The 16460-nt window shown below is 68.3% G+C and carries 13 protein-coding genes; 10 read left to right on the forward strand and 3 right to left on the reverse strand.

The annotated features are described in order from the left end of the window. Nucleotides 1-136: 136 nt before the first annotated feature. Nucleotides 137-358, reverse strand: coding sequence for a hypothetical protein (locus ACTWQN_RS31620; protein WP_443207283.1), 222 nt, complete (start codon nucleotides 356-358; stop codon nucleotides 137-139). Between the two features lie 855 nt (nucleotides 359-1213). Between ACTWQN_RS31620 and ACTWQN_RS31625 the strand changes: the two genes are divergently transcribed. From ACTWQN_RS31625 to ACTWQN_RS31670, 10 genes are all read left to right on the forward strand, one after another. Next, complete coding sequence (locus tag ACTWQN_RS31625; RefSeq protein WP_443207284.1) at nucleotides 1214-2347, forward strand: CaiB/BaiF CoA transferase family protein; 1134 nt, start codon at nucleotides 1214-1216, stop codon at nucleotides 2345-2347. A gap of 219 nt (nucleotides 2348-2566) precedes the next feature. Beyond that, complete coding sequence (locus ACTWQN_RS31630; RefSeq protein ID WP_443207285.1) at nucleotides 2567-3709, forward strand: acyl-CoA dehydrogenase family protein; 1143 nt, start codon at nucleotides 2567-2569, stop codon at nucleotides 3707-3709. Between the two features lie 22 nt (nucleotides 3710-3731). Next, nucleotides 3732-4895 carry an alkaline phosphatase family protein gene (locus ACTWQN_RS31635; protein ID WP_443207286.1) on the forward strand — a complete coding sequence of 388 codons (1164 nt, stop codon included), beginning with the start codon at nucleotides 3732-3734 and terminating at the stop codon, nucleotides 4893-4895. 4 nt (nucleotides 4896-4899) lie between these two features. After that, nucleotides 4900-5742 carry an oxygenase MpaB family protein gene (locus ACTWQN_RS31640; protein ID WP_443207287.1) on the forward strand — a complete coding sequence of 281 codons (843 nt, stop codon included), beginning with the start codon at nucleotides 4900-4902 and terminating at the stop codon, nucleotides 5740-5742. Nucleotides 5743-6026: 284 nt separating this feature from the next. Continuing rightward, the gene (locus tag ACTWQN_RS31645) at nucleotides 6027-6194 is read left to right on the forward strand and encodes a hypothetical protein (RefSeq protein WP_443207288.1); all 168 of its coding nucleotides are present in this window, start codon (nucleotides 6027-6029) and stop codon (nucleotides 6192-6194) included. A 494-nt stretch (nucleotides 6195-6688) separates the two neighbouring features. Continuing rightward, nucleotides 6689-8191, forward strand: a complete 1503-nt coding sequence (locus ACTWQN_RS31650) for an FAD-linked oxidase C-terminal domain-containing protein (RefSeq protein ID WP_443207289.1) — start codon at nucleotides 6689-6691, stop codon at nucleotides 8189-8191. After that, nucleotides 8191-9453: an FAD-binding oxidoreductase gene (locus ACTWQN_RS31655; protein ID WP_443207290.1), complete on the forward strand. Its 1263-nt coding sequence runs from the start codon at nucleotides 8191-8193 to the stop codon at nucleotides 9451-9453. Before ACTWQN_RS31650 ends, ACTWQN_RS31655 begins: the two co-directional genes overlap by 1 nt. Further along, nucleotides 9453-10772, forward strand: coding sequence for a (Fe-S)-binding protein (locus ACTWQN_RS31660; RefSeq protein ID WP_443207291.1), 1320 nt, complete (start codon nucleotides 9453-9455; stop codon nucleotides 10770-10772). The genes ACTWQN_RS31655 and ACTWQN_RS31660 overlap by 1 nt, the downstream gene beginning before the upstream one ends. A gap of 243 nt (nucleotides 10773-11015) precedes the next feature. Then, nucleotides 11016-12110 carry an alpha/beta hydrolase gene (locus tag ACTWQN_RS31665; protein ID WP_443207292.1) on the forward strand — a complete coding sequence of 365 codons (1095 nt, stop codon included), beginning with the start codon at nucleotides 11016-11018 and terminating at the stop codon, nucleotides 12108-12110. Nucleotides 12111-12405: 295 nt separating this feature from the next. Continuing rightward, nucleotides 12406-14838 (forward strand): MMPL family transporter, encoded by a 2433-nt coding sequence (locus ACTWQN_RS31670; RefSeq protein ID WP_443207293.1) that lies wholly within the window; start codon nucleotides 12406-12408, stop codon nucleotides 14836-14838. A gap of 348 nt (nucleotides 14839-15186) precedes the next feature. On the opposite strand, the gene fabG is transcribed toward ACTWQN_RS31670, so the two are convergent. Both fabG and ACTWQN_RS31680 read right to left on the reverse strand, forming a co-directional pair. Beyond that, entirely contained in the window at nucleotides 15187-15891 is a 705-nt protein-coding gene (gene fabG, locus ACTWQN_RS31675; protein ID WP_443207294.1) for a 3-oxoacyl-ACP reductase FabG, read from the reverse strand. Continuing rightward, nucleotides 15888-16460 (reverse strand): HAD family hydrolase (locus tag ACTWQN_RS31680; protein WP_443207295.1); only part of this gene is annotated, 573 nt, incomplete at its 5' end. The genes ACTWQN_RS31680 and fabG, both read right to left, overlap by 4 nt.

The following is a 16460-nucleotide window of genomic DNA, read 5'->3' on the forward strand; positions in this document are numbered from 1 at the left end:
TGCGGATGTAGCGCGATCGGCACGGCGGGACGTTGTGCCCTGCTGCACTGCCAGCGGGGTGTCCACACGACGCGAAAGCACCCCGCATCCTTGACCGGCCTTGACCGGGTGCGGGGTGCCTTCGTCGTTCCCGTTATCACACGGGCGGGTGCAAGCCCGGCAGGTAGCCCTTTCCTTCGCACTGCGGGCACGTTCGCCATTCGGCCATGGTCATCCCGGTTTGCAAGTCCTCGGTGGCCTGCACGACGTAGAGCCGTGGTTCGCTGATCTTGCGAAGCCCGCCGCAGGTGAAGCACAGCGCGTTTGGGCCGTGCGCGTCGATACCGGTGTCGTTGCTGTCGTCGTGCTGGTCCGCCATGGTTTCGATCCTCACGCGGGAGGGCCGTAGCCCCGTTGTTGGCCGGGAGTCTCACGGCAGTGCGGGCAACGCGCTGCGGCCATCACAGTTGAAACCTCGCCCGTCTGCAAGGACATGAACTGGCGAGGCACACGCACCTTGCCAGTGCCCTTGCAGCCCCGGCAGACCGATCCCTCGCCGCTGGTATCGGACATCGCTACCTCCTGGGCTGGCGGCCCAGTGAGCTGCCCCGACCCGTCGCACGTGGGGCAGGTGTACAGCATCGTAGTGATCCTCTCCCTGTCGGTAATCATCCTTCGGTGTCCCAGTCCGCACAACCAGCCCGCGGCGACCGCCGCGCGCCAGACCGAGCTGACTGGAAGATGCCCACGGGTACTGGGCACCTTCCAGTCGATGAACCGGCGACAAGCTCCTGCCGCCGGTCCGGCTTGGATGCCCGACCGGTGACCGCGTCGGGGGCCACGGTCACCGGCCGGACGCGGCGCTGGTGCCGGTTCGGGGTTCACGACACCGGCGCCGGGCTCGGGCGGTGGCGCGTCGAGGGGCGACGCGCCACCGCGCAGGTGGCCGACGCGGTCCCGGCGGCTTTGGCAGGCAGTGGCGGGAGCTCTGCGTGCTGGTCGCGAGCAACGAGGACGCTCGCCGGGAACAGAACGAACGCTGCTATGAAGGAGAGGACCATGCAGGCAATCGGGTGCCTGCCTGATGTCTCGTGAAGCATGTCTGCCCCAAATCTGCCCCAAATGTGGGTGCTTTCGGGCAGGTCACGACCTTGACGTCTGTGACAACAGCGGTGTAACACTGACTGCGTCGAGATTCTTGGGGTGCGCGACACAGGCTGCGGAGAGGTGTGGCGTGACGGGAACAGGCGGACCGCTGGCCGGGGTCAGAGTCGTGGAACTGGCCGGTATCGGCCCGGCGCCCTTCTGCGCGATGCTGCTGGCCGACCTCGGCGCCGACGTGGTGCGGGTGGACCGGCCGACCGCACCGGACGGCGATCACGACCTGCTCAACCGGGGCAAGCGCTCGGTGCAGATCGATCTCAAGCACGAGCGCGGCGCGGCGGCGGTGCTCGCGCTCGTCGAACGCGCGGACGTGCTGCTGGAAGGGCTGCGCCCCGGGGTCACCGAGCGGCTGGGGGTGGGTCCGCAGCAGTGCTGGGCGGTCAACCCGAAGCTGGTCTACGGGCGGATGACCGGCTGGGGCCAGCAGGGGCCGCTGGCCACCACCGCCGGGCACGACATCGACTACATCGCGCTCACCGGCATGCTGCACGCCATCGGCCGCGCGGACGGCCCGCCGCAGGTCCCGGCGAACCTGCTCGGCGACTTCGGTGGCGGCGCGATGTACCTGGCGGTCGGTGTGCTCGCCGCATTGCTGGAGGCCCGCACCAGCGGTCGCGGCCAGGTCGTCGACGCGGCCATTGTGGACGGAGCTGCGCACCTGGGCGCCATGCTGTTCAGCATGCTGGCAACCGGTGGTTGGCGCACCGAGCGCGGCACGAACCTGCTCGACACCGGTGCGCCGTACTACGACGTCTACGAAACCGCCGACGGCGAATACGTCGCGGTCGGCGCGCTGGAGCCGCAGTTCTACACCGAGTTGCTGGACCGGCTGGGGCTGGTGGGCGAGGTGCCCGACCGCGACGATCCGGCGAACTGGCCGCACCTCCGGGAACGGTTCGCGACGACCTTCCGGCAACGCACCCGCCAGGAGTGGACCGAGGTGTTCGCCGACTCCGACGCGTGCGTCGCCCCGGTGCTATCCATGACCGAAGCCGAAACCCACCCGCACCTCGCGGCCCGCGAGACCCTGGTGCGCCGCGACGGAGCCCTGCAACCGGCGCCCGCGCCGCGGTTCAGCCGCACCTCCAACCCGCCGCCGGGACCGGTGGCCGAGCCCGGCGCCGACACCGACGCGGTGCTGCGGGACTGGGAGATCACGTCTGAGCTGCTCGATTCCGGCGCGTTCCACCCGAGGAAGCCATGACCGCCGATTCCGCCAGCGATCGCCGACCGGCGGTGCGGTGGCAGGAAGGTTCCCTTCCTCACACCCACCCGCTGCCGGTGCCGGGCTCGCCGACCATGGCTGCGCTTGGCCGGGATGTGACAGAAAGGTTCCCATGCTGCGGTCGTGCCGGTGCTGCGGTGACAGGAAGGTTCCCTTGCTCGCAGGACCAGCACGGACATCGAAAGGAAGCGTGAACCGATGCGCAGGGAGTTGTTCGAGCCCGAGCACGAGGCGTTCCGCGAGACGGTCCGCACCTTCATCAACAAGGAGCTCGTGCCGCACGTCGAGGAATGGGAGGCCGCTGGGATGGTCAGCCGCGAGGCCTGGCTGGCGGCCGGGGCGCAGGGGCTGCTCGGCTTCGCCGTCGACGAGCGCCACGGCGGCGGTGGCGTCGACGACTTCCGGTTCAACGCGGTGTTCGACGAGGAACTCGTCAACGCGGGCATTTCCGGTTTCGGCTCCCCGCTGCACAACGACATCATCGCGCCATACCTGATCAAGCTGGCCAACGACGAGCAGAAACAGCGCTGGCTGCCCGGATTCTGCCGGGGCGAGATCATCACCGCGATCGCCATGACCGAGCCGGGCGCGGGCAGCGACCTGCAGGGCATCCGCACGACCGCGGTGCGCGACGGCGACGACTTCGTCGTCAACGGGCAGAAGACGTTCATCAGCAACGGCATCCTCGCCGACCTGGTGATCGTGGTGGCCCGCACCGACCCGGACGCCGGGCACCAGGGCATCAGCCTGCTGGTCGTGGAGCGCGGCATGCCGGGTTTCGAACGCGGCCGCAACCTCGACAAGATCGGCCAGAAAGCCCAGGACACCGCAGAGCTGTTCTTCAACGACGTGCGGGTGCCAGCGCGCAACCTGCTCGGCGCGGAAGGCAAGGGCTTCATCCACCTGATGCAGAACCTGCCGCAGGAGCGGCTGTCGATCGCGGTGGCCTCGGCCGCCTCCGCCGGGAAGATCCTGGAGATCACCAAGGACTACTGCCGGGACCGCACCGCGTTCGGCCGTCCGATCGGCAAGTTCCAGCACATTCGCTTCGAGTTGGCCGAGATGGCCACCGAGGTCGAGATCGGCCGGGTGTTCGCCGATCGTTGCATCCAGGACCACGTTCGCGGTGAACTGGATGCCGAGCACGCCGCGATGGCCAAGTGGTGGCTCAGCGAACTGAACAAGCGGGTCGTGGACCGCTGCCTGCAACTGCACGGCGGCTACGGCTACATGGCGGAATACCCGGTCGCCAAGGCCTACCTGGATTCCCGGATCCAGACGATCTACGGCGGCACCACCGAAATCATGAAAGAGATCATCGGGCGTTCAATGGGATTCTGACCCTGGAGGGAGGCAGTGCGCCATGGACTGGATCGTCTCTCCCGATGATGACGGACGCGCGCTGTCCGATGTCCTGCCGTCGCTGCTCGGTGCGATGAGCGTGCCGGGATTCGCCGACACCATCGGATTCCCGACCTGCCGAAACGCCGCGGTGCTGCTGATCGACGGGCTCGGTCGAGACCTGCTGCGCGAGCACGCCGCGGATGCACCGTTCATGGCGAGTCTGCTGACGTCCCCGCCGTTGAAGGCGGGCTTCCCGACCACGACGGTCACCAGCATCACATCGCTGGGCACCGGTCGGTGCGCTGGCGAGCACGGGCTTGTCGGCTACACCTTCGCCGAGCCCTCCGGCGGCCTGCTGCATCCGCTGAGCTGGGGAACGCACGGCACGGTGCGAGATTCGGCCGGGAATCGTCGCAGCCTGCTGGACAGCTGGCCACCGGAGCAGGTCCAGCCAACACCGACGATGCTGGAACGAGCCGCCGCAGCAGGCGTCGACGTCCGGACCGCGGTGCCTGCCGAATTCAAAGGCACCGGCCTGACCAGGGCGGCGTTTCGAGGTGGCGAGTTCCACGGCCTGCACGCGCTCGGCGAACTGGCCGCCCAGTTGCTCGCCGCGCTCGGCGCCGATGCCCCGGTGTTGTGCTACGGCTACCACGGTCACCTCGATCTGCTCGGGCACGTGCACGGTCCCGGCTCGTTGCCGTGGCGTCTGCAACTGACCCAGCTCGACCGCCTCGTGATGACGTTGGCGGAGCGACTGCCTCCCGCTGCGACGCTGGCCGTCATAGCTGACCACGGCATGGTCTCGGTCGACCCGTCTGAGGCGCTCGATGCCGACACGGATCCGGCGTTGCAGGCGGGCGTCCGGCTGCTCGGCGGCGAACCCCGCGCCCGGCACATCTACGTCGAACCCGGTGCACTGGCCGACGTGCACGCCGCGTGGCGGGAGATCATCGGGGACCGCGGCGCGGTGCTCACCGGCGAGCAGGTGATCGGCGAGGGCTGGTTCGGGCCCGTGGTCGCCGATCCGGTGCGCGAACGCATCGGCGACGTGCTGGCGATCATGCGTGATTCCGGGGTGATCCGGTCGGTGGTCGAGCCGGGGGAGTCCGCGCTTCGCGGACACCACGGGTCGCTGACCTCTGCCGAGCAGCTGGTGCCGGTGTTGATGTTGGGTGGGTGAGTGGATGCGCGATGAAGGGTTGTTCGGACCGCAAACCGTGACTTGGCAGCTGCACGCCGATCCGACGATGTGGCTCGCCGGGGTGTGCAGCCTGTACTTGCAGGCGCTGCATCCTCGTGCGGTAGCAGCGGTCGTGCAGAACTCCCGGTTCCAGGACGATCCGCTGGGACGGCTGATGCGCACCGGGAACTTCGTCGCCACCACGACGTATGGCACGACGACCGAAGCCGAATCCGCTGCCGAACGGGTCCGCCGGGTGCACCGCGTGCTCCGGGCGGTCGACCGGCGAACCGGCACCGAGATCCGCCTAGACGAACCAGATCTGCTCACGTGGGTGCACTGCGCCGAGGTCGCATCGTTTGCCAGCGTGGTGCGGCGAGCCGGATTCCCGCTGACCGATGCACAACTGGACCGGTACTTCGACGAACAGCGCCGGGCCGCCGAACTGGTCGGCCTCGACCCGGCCGAGGTGCCCGGGTCGAGCCGCGAGATGGCGGAGTACTTCACGCGCGTGCAGCCTGAGCTGCGGCGAACAGCCGACTCCGATCTGGTCTACCGGTTCCTGCACCGGCCGTTCGCGCCGTGGTGGCTGCAGCCGGTGAACCTCGGCTACCTGCCGCTCGGCCACCTGGCGTATTCGGCGCTGCCGGGTTGGGCCCGCAGGCTGCACGGCCGCCCCGCATACCTGGCGCCGGTCGTCGCAGCCGGACTGCACGGCTTCCGCGCCTTCGGTTTGGCGGTCCCGGATCGGGTGCGTTACCGCTATCCGAGCGACCACGTCCTGCGCGCGGTGCAGCGCCTGGGCCACACGGCGCTGCCGTCGATCCAAACCCTCGCCCACCTTTGAGCGCTAGGGACGGACTGCGAGCATGGGAACCTTCCTGTCACGGCCCGTCGCGTTGGCGCTGCTCAAGGCCGGGGCCCGCTGTTGGGCGCTGTGGATCACGCCAGGGAGGCGCGGGTCGCGGCGGTGGCCCGAGCAGCGCCGACCGGGCCACACCACCGAGAGCGGACGTATGCGCTCACCGGGCCAGCTCGCATCACGGCCCGGGAGCAGGTCGGGCCATCGCGGCAGCCCTGGGTCAGGAAGTGTCCATCGACGAGATCAGCCGGGAAGAAGCCCACCGGTAAATGGCCGCTCTCCGGGGAGACCAGACCGCGGCCGCGGTGCTCGATCTGATGGGCGGCGACGTCAACGACGAGCTCCTCCGCGTGCGCGATGCGGTAGCGCGGGTCACCGACTTCGCGGGCCGGTCGTTCCAGCGATGGGCATCGGAGAACGCCGCAGCCTTCCGCTGAACGTCCCCGAACCGTTGCTTCGACGGCTCGCCGGGTTGGCTGGCGAGCCGTCTCGCGGTCGCCGACCTTCGCGTCGCCATCACTCGCCAGACCGACCTGGGTGACGTTCAAGGCGCAACCGGTGTCGGCTCGCCACGCGGTGCGCGTGGCGTTGCTGTTGACGGTGCGCTCGAACTGCTCACGGGCCGTCGCCCAGCCGACACCAGTCGTCGTAGGCGGTCCCGATCGTTTCCGGGTCCGGCGTCGGCTGCCCTGCCGAGCGTGGGTGGGTCCCGCCGGTCGGCGGCAGCGGCGGTTTTGCGGTGCGGTGACAGGAAGGTTCCCTTGCTCTGGTCAGGATCGGTGTGGCGGTCGATCCTGGGTGTGGGGCGGGGCACAATCGTCATAGTGGGGACATCTTGTCCACCTCTTGTATCTATGTTGTGAACAACCTATGGTTCTCGATGACCGGAACGGCTCTTCCGTTAATCGGAATTCCTCTCGGGAGGCTGAACATGCAGTCGACCAGCGTCGAGGCTGAACGAGTCGCGCTCGATCACTCCGCGCTCGATCAAGTCGTGCAACGGTTCGAGACGGCACTTCCACCGAACGCGGTGATCACCGATCCGCAGCGGCTGCGCACCTACGAGTGCGACGGGCTGGCGAGCTACCGGGTCGTGCCCGCCGTGGTGGTGCTGCCCGAGACCGCCGAACAGGTCCGCCAGATCGTCCGGATCTGCGCTGAGCACCAGGTCCCGTTCGTCGCCCGCGGCTCCGGCACCGGGCTTTCCGGCGGCGCGCTGCCGCACGCGTCCGGCGTGCTGGTGGTGACCTCGAAGATGCGGCGGATCGTGGAGATCGACCTCGCCAACGAGCGCGCCGTGGTGGAGCCGGGTGTGATCAACCTGGATGTCACCAAGGCCGTCGCCGGGCAGGGCTACTACTTCGCGCCAGACCCCTCCAGCCAGCAGGTGTGCTCGGTGGGGGGCAACGTCGCCGAGAACTCCGGTGGCGCGCACTGCTTGAAGTACGGATTCACCACCAACCACATCCTCGCCCTCGAAGTGGTCACCCCGGACGGCGACATCGTCGAACTCGGCGGCAGCGCGCGGGAAACCCCCGGCTACGACCTGCTCGGCGCGTTCATCGGCAGCGAGGGCACACTCGGCGTGGTCACCAAGATCACCGTGCGCCTGCTGCGCAAACCCGAGGCGGTTGAGACCCTGCTCGCCGGATTCCCGTCGACCGACGAGGCGGGCGCGGCGGTGTCGGAGATCATCGCCGACGGAGTCACACCGGCGGCGATCGAGATGATGGACGCGCTGGCCATCGAAGCCGCCGAGCAAGCCGTGCAGTGCGGCTATCCGGAAGGCGCGGGCGCGGTGCTGGTCGTCGAATTGGACGGTCCGGCAGCCGAGGTCGCGCACACCTTCGCCGAGGTGAAGCGGCACTGCGAGGCGCACGGCGCGTTCGAGATCCGGGTGGCCGCCGACGACCAAGAGCGGGCGATGATCTGGAAGGGCCGCAAATCCGCCTTCGCCGCGGTGGGCCGCATCAGCCCCGACTACATCGTGCAGGACGGGGTGATTCCGCGCACCGCGCTGCCCGAGGTGCTCGGCCGGATCGCCCGGCTGTCCGCCGAGTCCGGTGTGCGGGTCGCGAACGTCTTCCACGCCGGAGACGGCAACCTGCACCCGCTGGTGCTCTTCGACGACGCCGAGCCCGGCGCCAACGAACGCGCCGAGGCGGTCTCCGGCGCGATCCTCGACCTGTGCATCGAGCACGGTGGTTCGATCACCGGCGAGCACGGGGTCGGCGCCGACAAGGTCAAGTACATGGGCCGGATGTTCACCGCCGACGACCTGGACACCATGCAGCGCGTGCGCTGCGCCTTCGACCCGGTCGGAATCTGCAACCCGGGCAAGGTCTTCCCGACGCCGAGACTTTGCGGTGAGGTGCCCGGACCGAGGCGCGGCGTGCACCCACTCACCGAGGCGGGATTGGCGGAGCAGTTCTGATGCCCACGAAAACCAAGGATGCCGCACGCGATGCCCTGGCGGCCGCCCTCGGCGCCGAATGCGTGCGGGACGCGACACCGGCTGATGCCGTATCCGACGTCCGTCCACAGTGGGTGGCCACTGTGGACGGAACAGAACGCGCCTCGATCGCCATGAAGATCGCCGCCGAACACGACCTGCGGGTGGTGCCCAAGGGATCCGGCAGCAAACTCGACTGGGGCAACGCACCGGACGCGGTCGATCTGCTGCTCGACTTGTCGGCCGCCAACGGCGTCATCGAACACGCGGCGGGCGACTTGGTCGTGCACGCCCTGGCCGGAACACCGATCGCCGAGGTCAGCAGCGTGGTGCGCGGTGCGGGACAGCAGCTTGCGATCGACCAGCCGCTGCCGACCGCGACGATCGGCGGAATCATCGCCACCGGCACCTCGGGGCCGTGCCGCCACCTCTTCGGCGGGGTGCGCGACCTGCTCATCGGCATCACGGTCGTGCGGGCCGACGGCACCGTGACCACCGCGGGCGGCAAGGTCGTCAAGAACGTCGCGGGCTACGACCTGGGCAAGCTCTACACCGGCTCCTTCGGCACGCTCGGCGTGATCACCGAGGCGGTCTTCCGGCTGCACCCGGTCGCCGCTGAGCACCGCTGGATCACCCTCGAAGCCGAGGACCCAGCGACGGCCGCGGCTGCCGCCGACACCATCCGGCATTCCCAAGCGATGCCCACCGCCATCGAACTCGATCAAGCCGAGCCCAGCGGATCGATCACGATCTGCGCGCAACTGGAAGGCAGACCGACTGCCACGCACGCACGTGCGGTCGAGTTGACCGCTGCCGTCGGGCACGGCGCCGCAGTGCTGCAACAGGCTCCCCAGTGGTGGGGCCGCTACCCGTTCGATCCGGGCACCGGCATCGGCCTGCGCGTGGGCGTCGAGCCCGCCGCGCTGCCCCGCCTGCTGGCCGCCGTGCGAGAAGCCGCCTCGAACAGCGGTCTGCCGCTGGCACTGCGTGGCGCGGCCGGTCTCGGCGTGCTGCACGCCGGATTGCCCGGCGACGCCGATCCGGCCGCCGTCACCGAACTCGTCGCGGCACTGCGTGCCCGCAGCCACTACGCGGTGCTCGTCCGGGCGCCGCAGCGCGTCCGCGACGCGATCGATCCGTGGGGGCCGACCTCGCCAGGTTTGTTGACCCTGATGCGTCGGACCAAGGACCAGTTCGATCCGGACCACCGGCTCGCACCAGGTCGGTTCGTGGGAGGAATCTGATGACCGAGACACCGGCCCGTCCAGGCGCTTTCGACGCGCTGCACCCACCGCAGCGCGAACTCGTCGACGACTGCGTGCACTGTGGATTCTGCCTGCCCAGCTGCCCCACCTACGACCTGTGGGGCGAGGAAATGGACTCGCCGCGCGGCCGCATCTACCTGATGAAAGAAGGCCTCGAAGGCGAGCCCATGACCGACACCATGGTCGGGCACTTCGACGCCTGCCTCGGCTGCATGGCTTGCGTGACCGCCTGCCCGTCCGGTGTGCAGTACGGCACGCTGATCACCGAGACGCGTGCCCAGGTCGAACGGCGCCATGAGCGCGGACGCTGGGAACGCCTCCTGCGCGCCGCGATCTTCACGATGTTCCCGTATCCGCGACGGCTCAAGGCGATGCGCGGGCCGCTCGCGCTCTACCAGCGACTCGGCGTCGGCAAGCTGCTCAAGCGGACCGGGCTGCTCGCCAAGCTGCCGGACGGACTGCAGGTGATGGAGTCCCTGGCACCGCCGATCAACCGGGCACCGAAGCTGGGACACCGAGTACCCGCTAGTGGCAAGCGGCGCGCGGTCGTCGGAATGATCACCGGCTGCGTGCAGAGCGCCTTCTTCCCCGACGTCAACGCGGCAACGGCGCGCATCCTCGCCGCCGAAGGCTGCGACGTCGTGATCCCCCCGGCGCAAGGATGCTGTGGTGCGCTCAGCGAGCACTCCGGACGAGAAACCGAAGCGATCAAGTTCGCCCGCGACCTGCTGGACACCTTCGAACAGTCCGGTGTGGACTACGTCGTCATCAACTCGGCGGGCTGCGGATCCACGCTGAAGGAGTATCCGCGTCTGCTCCAGGACGATCCCGAATACGCCGAGCGCGCCGAACGGTTCTCGGCTCGCGTGCGCGACATCGCCGAACTGCTCGTCGAACTCGGACCTGTTGCGCAGCGCCACCCGCTGCCCGTGCAGATCGCCTACCACGACGCTTGCCACTTGGCGCACGGGCAGGGCATCCGGTCGCAGCCGCGAGAACTGCTGCGGGCGATCCCCGAACTTGAGATCAAGGAGATCAACCGCGGCGAGCTCTGCTGCGGTTCCGCCGGGGTCTACAACCTGCTCCAACCGGAGGCCGCGCGCGAACTCGGCGACCGCAAGGCCGAGAACGTCCTCGCCACCGGGGCGAAACTCCTGGTGACCGCCAACCCCGGATGCTCGATGCAGATCCGCACCGCGCTTCAGCGCCGCGGCGAGCGGCTCGCGATGGCGCACACCGTGCAGGTGCTCGACGCGTCCATCAGCGGCCAGCGAGTCGAAACCTTGTTGCGCGACTGATCGAGGTCTTCGACGATGCGGGGCTGACGAGTCGATCGTCAGCCCCGCATGTTTCCTAAGGAGTATTGGCCGCGGATTCTCCCCGCACCACAATCGGGTCTGGCAGCCAACGGCAGTCGCGGATCGCGCCCGTGCGCGACAACCAAGTCCACGGTGGACAACCGTGATGCTTCCGAGTGCCGAGCGCGTGATGGCCGCCGATGTGCACCCCGATCGCATTCTCGTGGACTGAGGAGAGTCTGAATGCTGTTTCGTCCGAGAAACGTCGCTGTGGGGCTGATGCTCGCACTCGGCGTGGCCGTAGTGCCCGGCGCGCAGGCAAGCCCCTCGGCGGCGCCGACCGTTGCCGCTCAAGACATCGTCGACGTGCCGGTCAGCTTCCAGGTCCGCAACATCAACCGGTCCGCGGTGGGATGCCCGACCGACGGCAAGACCTACACGATCCGCGGCCACCTGACCGCGCCGCGCCAGGCGCTGGCCGCCCGTGACCGTTCGATCACCCTCTACCAGCACGGCATCGCCTCCGGCGAGTGGTACTGGCGGCTGCCCGTCGACGGCTACAACCACGTGCAGGAGATGGCCGAACGCGGCCAAGCGTCGCTGACCATCAACCGCATCGGCTACGACAGCAGCGACAAGCCGGACGGCATCCTGACCTGCATCGGCGCCCAAGCCGACATGACGCACCAGATCATCCAGCAGTTGCGTTCCGGCAGGTACGCCGTGGAAAGCGACCAGCTGCGCCCGCCGACGTTCGACCGGATCGCGGTCGCCGGGCACTCCAACGGCGGGCAGGTCGCGCAGATCACCGCGTATTCCTTCCAGGACGTCGACGCCGTGATCATCATGGCGTGGACCGACCTGGGCCTCACCCCGCAGGCGTTCGAGAGGTTCTCGGCGGCCACCCAGAAGTGCCTGCCCGGCGGCGAACCATCCGAGGCGCCCGGCGATCCGAGTGGCTACATCTACTACGACAACGGCACCGAGGAGTTCCTGCCCGGCAACTTCAACGACGCCGAACAGGCCGTGCTCGACGCGGCGGCACCGCTGCAGAACCGGCACCCCTGCCAGGACATGCTGTCGCAGCTGGGTGGCGTGATGATCGACATCAAGCGGATCCCGGAGATCACGGTCCCGGTGTACTTCATGTACGGCGAGAACGACGCCCGCGTCGTCGGCGGCGAGGAACACCGCGCCCTGTTCACCGGTGCGGAGAGCACCGAGATGCTCGTCGTTCCGGGCGGCGGCCACTACTTCGACCTCGACCGCAACGGCCCGATGGCAGTCGAAGGCCTGTCGACCTGGCTGCGCAACCAGAACTTCGGCATCACCAACTGACCCCGTCCCAGGCCGCGCCGCTTCGCGTGGCCGGGCCGTGCGAGGAAGGGAACCTTCCTGTCACCTCGACGACAGGAAGGTTCCCTTCCTCCCTTTGGTCGGGCCTGAGCGTGACAGGAAGGTTCCCTTCCTCACGTCATCGGCAACGACAGCCCCACCGTCGGCGACGCCGGGAAGGCTGCTGTCGTCGTGCGAACCGCCGCAGTCGTGTCCGGCGTGGTACGCGAACCGTCCTCGCATCCGCTGCGTTGCCGGTGGGTGGCGATGACAGGAAGGTTCCCTTGCTCCCGCAGGCGTGGCGCGCTGGGCGACTGGTGCGGGTTTCTCGGCCGATCGGTCGATTTCAACTCCTCTTTACTTTTGTGAGTGTTTACTCGTACTCGGTTCCAATGTGAGTATCTGCTCGTATCTTCCGTCGGGTTGGCGACAGCAACGCCAACAGCCAAGAGAGGGACTCTTCGCGATGCATGATTCGGGCAACAGTCCGCCCCCAGAACCCGCGTTGGCGCGCCTCGGTCGGTTCACGATCCGGCGCCGATGGTGGACCCTCGCGGCCAGCCTGGTCCTGTTCGCAGTGACGTTGGTCGGTGCATCCGGCGCGCTGAGCTCGCTTTCGCTGTCCCGCTTCGAATCTCCGGGCAGCGAATCGCTGGAGGCCGCCGAGGTGCTCGACCGCGAGTTCGGCACCGGCGGACCGAACGTGTTGCTGCTGGTCACCGCGAAGAACGGAACCGTGGACGACCCGGCAGTGGTCGCGGCCGGGCGCGCCCTGACCGACGAGCTGAGCGGTCGTCCGGAAGTCGCCGAGGCCGGCTCCTACTGGTCACGCGGGGAAAACCCGGCGCTGCGCAGCACCGACGGCAGGCAAGCCCTGGTCCTCGCGCGCATTCCGGGAGATGCGACGCAGACCCGCGGCATCCTCCGCGACCTCTCCCCGCAGTTCACCAGGGACACCGGCGTGGTCACCGTCGAGGTCGGCGGCCGAGAGGAGGTCTTCCGCCAGGTCGGCGGGCAGGCCGGACAAGACTTCATCCGAGCCGAGATGCTGATCTTCCCGCTGGTGTTCGTGCTGCTGGTGCTCGTGTTCCGCGGATTCGTCGCCGCGCTGCTGACGCTGGGCATCGGGATATTCGCGATGGTCGGCACCATGGCGGCACTGCGGTTGACCACCGCGGTCACCGAGGTTTCCTCTTTCGCGCTCAACATCACCCTTGCGATGGGATTGGGGCTGGGCGTCGACTACTGCCTGTTCGTCATCAACAGATTCCGGGAGCGACTCCGCAACGGCGACACCCAAGAGGACGCGATCATCCACAGTGTTCAAACCGCCGGACGCACCGTGCTGTTCAGCGGTCTGACAGTGGCGATATCGCTGCTGGGGCTGTTGCTGTTCCCGTTCCCATTCCTCCGCTCGTTCGCCTATGCGGGTTTCTTCGTCGTGCTGTTCAGCGTCATCGGAGTGCTCTTCACCCTTCCAGCCGCGCTGGCCTTCCTCGGGCGCGCCGTCGGCGGCGGTCTGCTGCGCCGCCGCAATCTCAAACCGAACACAGATGGTGGGTTCTGGCACCGCACTGCGCTCACCGTGATGCGCCGACCAGCGACCTTCGGCGGCGCGGTGATCGCCATCCTGCTGGTGCTCGGATCACCGATCCTCAGTCTGCAGTTCGGGCTGCCCGACGACCGGATCCTGCCACCGAGCGCATCCAGTCGGCAGGTGTCCGAAGAAGTCAGAGCCAACTTCGGCGTCGAAGAATCCGACGCGGTACACCTCGTCGCCTCCGACGCCGGGGACCCGAACCAGCTGCGGTCCGGGGTCGAAGGCTATGCGGCCGCACTGTCCCAGGTGGAGGGTGTGGCGCAGGTCGACTCGATGGCCGGCAGGTTCGTCGACGGCCAACGGGCGGCCGGTGTCCCAGCCGAATTCGACCGGTTCACCAGCGACGCCGGGACGTGGCTGTCGGTCGTGCCCAGCACAGCGATCCTGGAGACCGACCCGTTGGGCTTCGTGCAGAACATCCGCGATGTGCCGCCGCCCTTCGCGGTGCAGGTGGGCGGCTATCCCGCTGAACTGTCGGATTTCCGGGCAGCGCTGCTCGACCGGCTGCCACTGGCGTTGCTGGTCATCTTCGGGATCACGTTCATCATTCTGTTCCTGATGACCGGCAGCCTGGTGTTGCCGTTGAAGGCGACCGTGCTGAACCTGCTGAGCCTGTCGGTCATGTTCGGCGCCCTGGTCTGGGTGTTCCAGCAGGGGAATTTGTCGGACGTCTTCGGGTTCACCGCCACCGGGACACTTGAGACCAGCATCCCGATCCTGATGTTCTGCATCGCTTACGGGCTGTCCATGGACTACGAGGTGTTCATGATGTCCCGAATCAAGGAGGAGTACGACCGGACCGGCGACAACGAAGCAGCGGTCGCGGTGGCCATCGAACGCAGCGCGCCGCTGATCACTGCCGCCGCCGCCATCCTCGCGGTGTCTTTCGCGACGTATGCGGCCTCGGGTGTGGTGTTCCTGAAGATGCTCGGCATCGGTCTGGCGTTGGCCGTGTTGGTTGACGCCACCTTGATCCGCGCCGTGCTGGTGCCCGCGTTCATGCGACTCGCGGGCAACGCCAACTGGTGGGCGCCCGCGCCGCTGAAGCGAATCCACGCGCGATTCGGAATCAGCGAAGCGAGCCCAGCGCACCACTCCACGGAGGTGGAAGTCCCGGCGGGAGTCCGCTAGTCCGCTGGCGTTTGGCCGCCGCACCGCCGGTGCGGCGGCCAAACGCATTTCTGCGTCGACCTTCGATTTGGGGAGCGGCCGTGACCAGAGCAAGGGAACCTTCCTGGCGCCGCCCCGCCAACGCCGACCATCAAAGTGGGCGGTGAGAGCTACCCGTCACCGACTCCGCAGCTGTGGCGGTGCGGGCGGTTGACGTGTGGAAGGGAACCTTCCTGTCACGCGCGAGCCTGGGTGGGTGAGCAAGGGAACCTTCCTGTCACCCGGAGGCCTTCGCAGGGGGCCTTGACGTGCGGAAGGGAACCTTCCTGTCAACGATCGGCAGGAAGGTTCCCTTCGGGTTGGTTCCGGTCAGTAGCCCATGGCGAAGCCGCCGCTGACGGGGACGGTCGCGCCGGTCACGTAGGACGCCGCGTCGCTGGCGAGGAACGCGACGACTGCGGCCACTTCGGTCGCAGTGCCAGCCCGCCGCATCGCGGTCATCCGCAGCAGGTCCTCGCGCCGGGCTTCGGGCAGCCGGGCCGACATATCGGTGTCGATCAGCCCGGGCGCAACCAGGTTCGCGGTGATGCCCCGGCCGCCGAACTCCCAGGCGAGGGAGCGGGTGAGCCCGAGCAGCCCGGATTTCGAGGCGCTGTAGTTGCTCTGCCCCGGCGCGCCGAGGAAGCCGATCATCGACGAGACGAAGACGATGCGTCCCCACTTGGCGGCGAGCATCCGCCGCGAGGCACGCCGCGCGACGCGGAACGCACCGGTCAGGTTGGTGTTCACGACGTCGTCGAAGTCCGCGTCGCTGAGCCTGGGCAGCACGTTGTCGCGGGTGATGCCAGCGTTGGACACCAGCACTTCCACCGGACCCTGCTCGGCTTCCACCCGCCGGAACAGCTCCTCCACGTCCTCGGGCACGGTGACATCGGCGCGCACCGCCAGGAAATCGTCCACTGGCTCCTCGGACCGGCAGGTGATCGCAACCCGGTCACCGGCCGCAGCGAAGGCCCGCGCGATCTCTCGCCCGATACCTCGATTTCCGCCGGTGATCAGGACTGATCGCGTCATGCGCACACTCCTTGCCGGTCGAGTTCCGCGGCCGCGGCAGCCGAGTCGGTGAAGTGGACGGCGTGCCAACCGGCCGCACGCGCTCCCGCGCAGTTCGTCGCGAGGTCGTCAACGAGCACGCAATCCGCTGCGGGAATGCCGCAGCGGTCGGCGGCCAGCGCGAAGATCTCGGCATCCGGCTTCCGGCAGCCGACTTGGAAGGACAGCACGACATCGTCGAACAGTTCCGCAGACACCATGCGCCGCCACTGCTCGTCCCAGCTCGGCGGCATGTTCGACAACAATCCGACGAAGGCACCGCGCTCCCGCAAGTCCCGCAACGCGCGAACCCACGAGCTGTTGGGCGGTCGGCCGGCGAACCAGCGTTCGCCGAACCGGGATAGATCGATGACGGCACCGGTGTCCTCGCGCACCGCGTCGGTTACTTGCCGGGCCCAGTCTTCTTCGGTGGTCAGCGGGGTGTCCAGCGGCGCCATCGAATCCGTGCCGTAGCGGTCACCGACCTTGCGCATGGCGGCCTGCAGCACCGCCGCTGGCACGCCGACGTTCGCGGCGAACGCCGCGAACCT

The sequence above is a fragment of the Saccharopolyspora antiqui genome, from assembly GCF_052246905.1.
Taxonomy (GTDB): domain Bacteria; phylum Actinomycetota; class Actinomycetes; order Mycobacteriales; family Pseudonocardiaceae; genus Saccharopolyspora.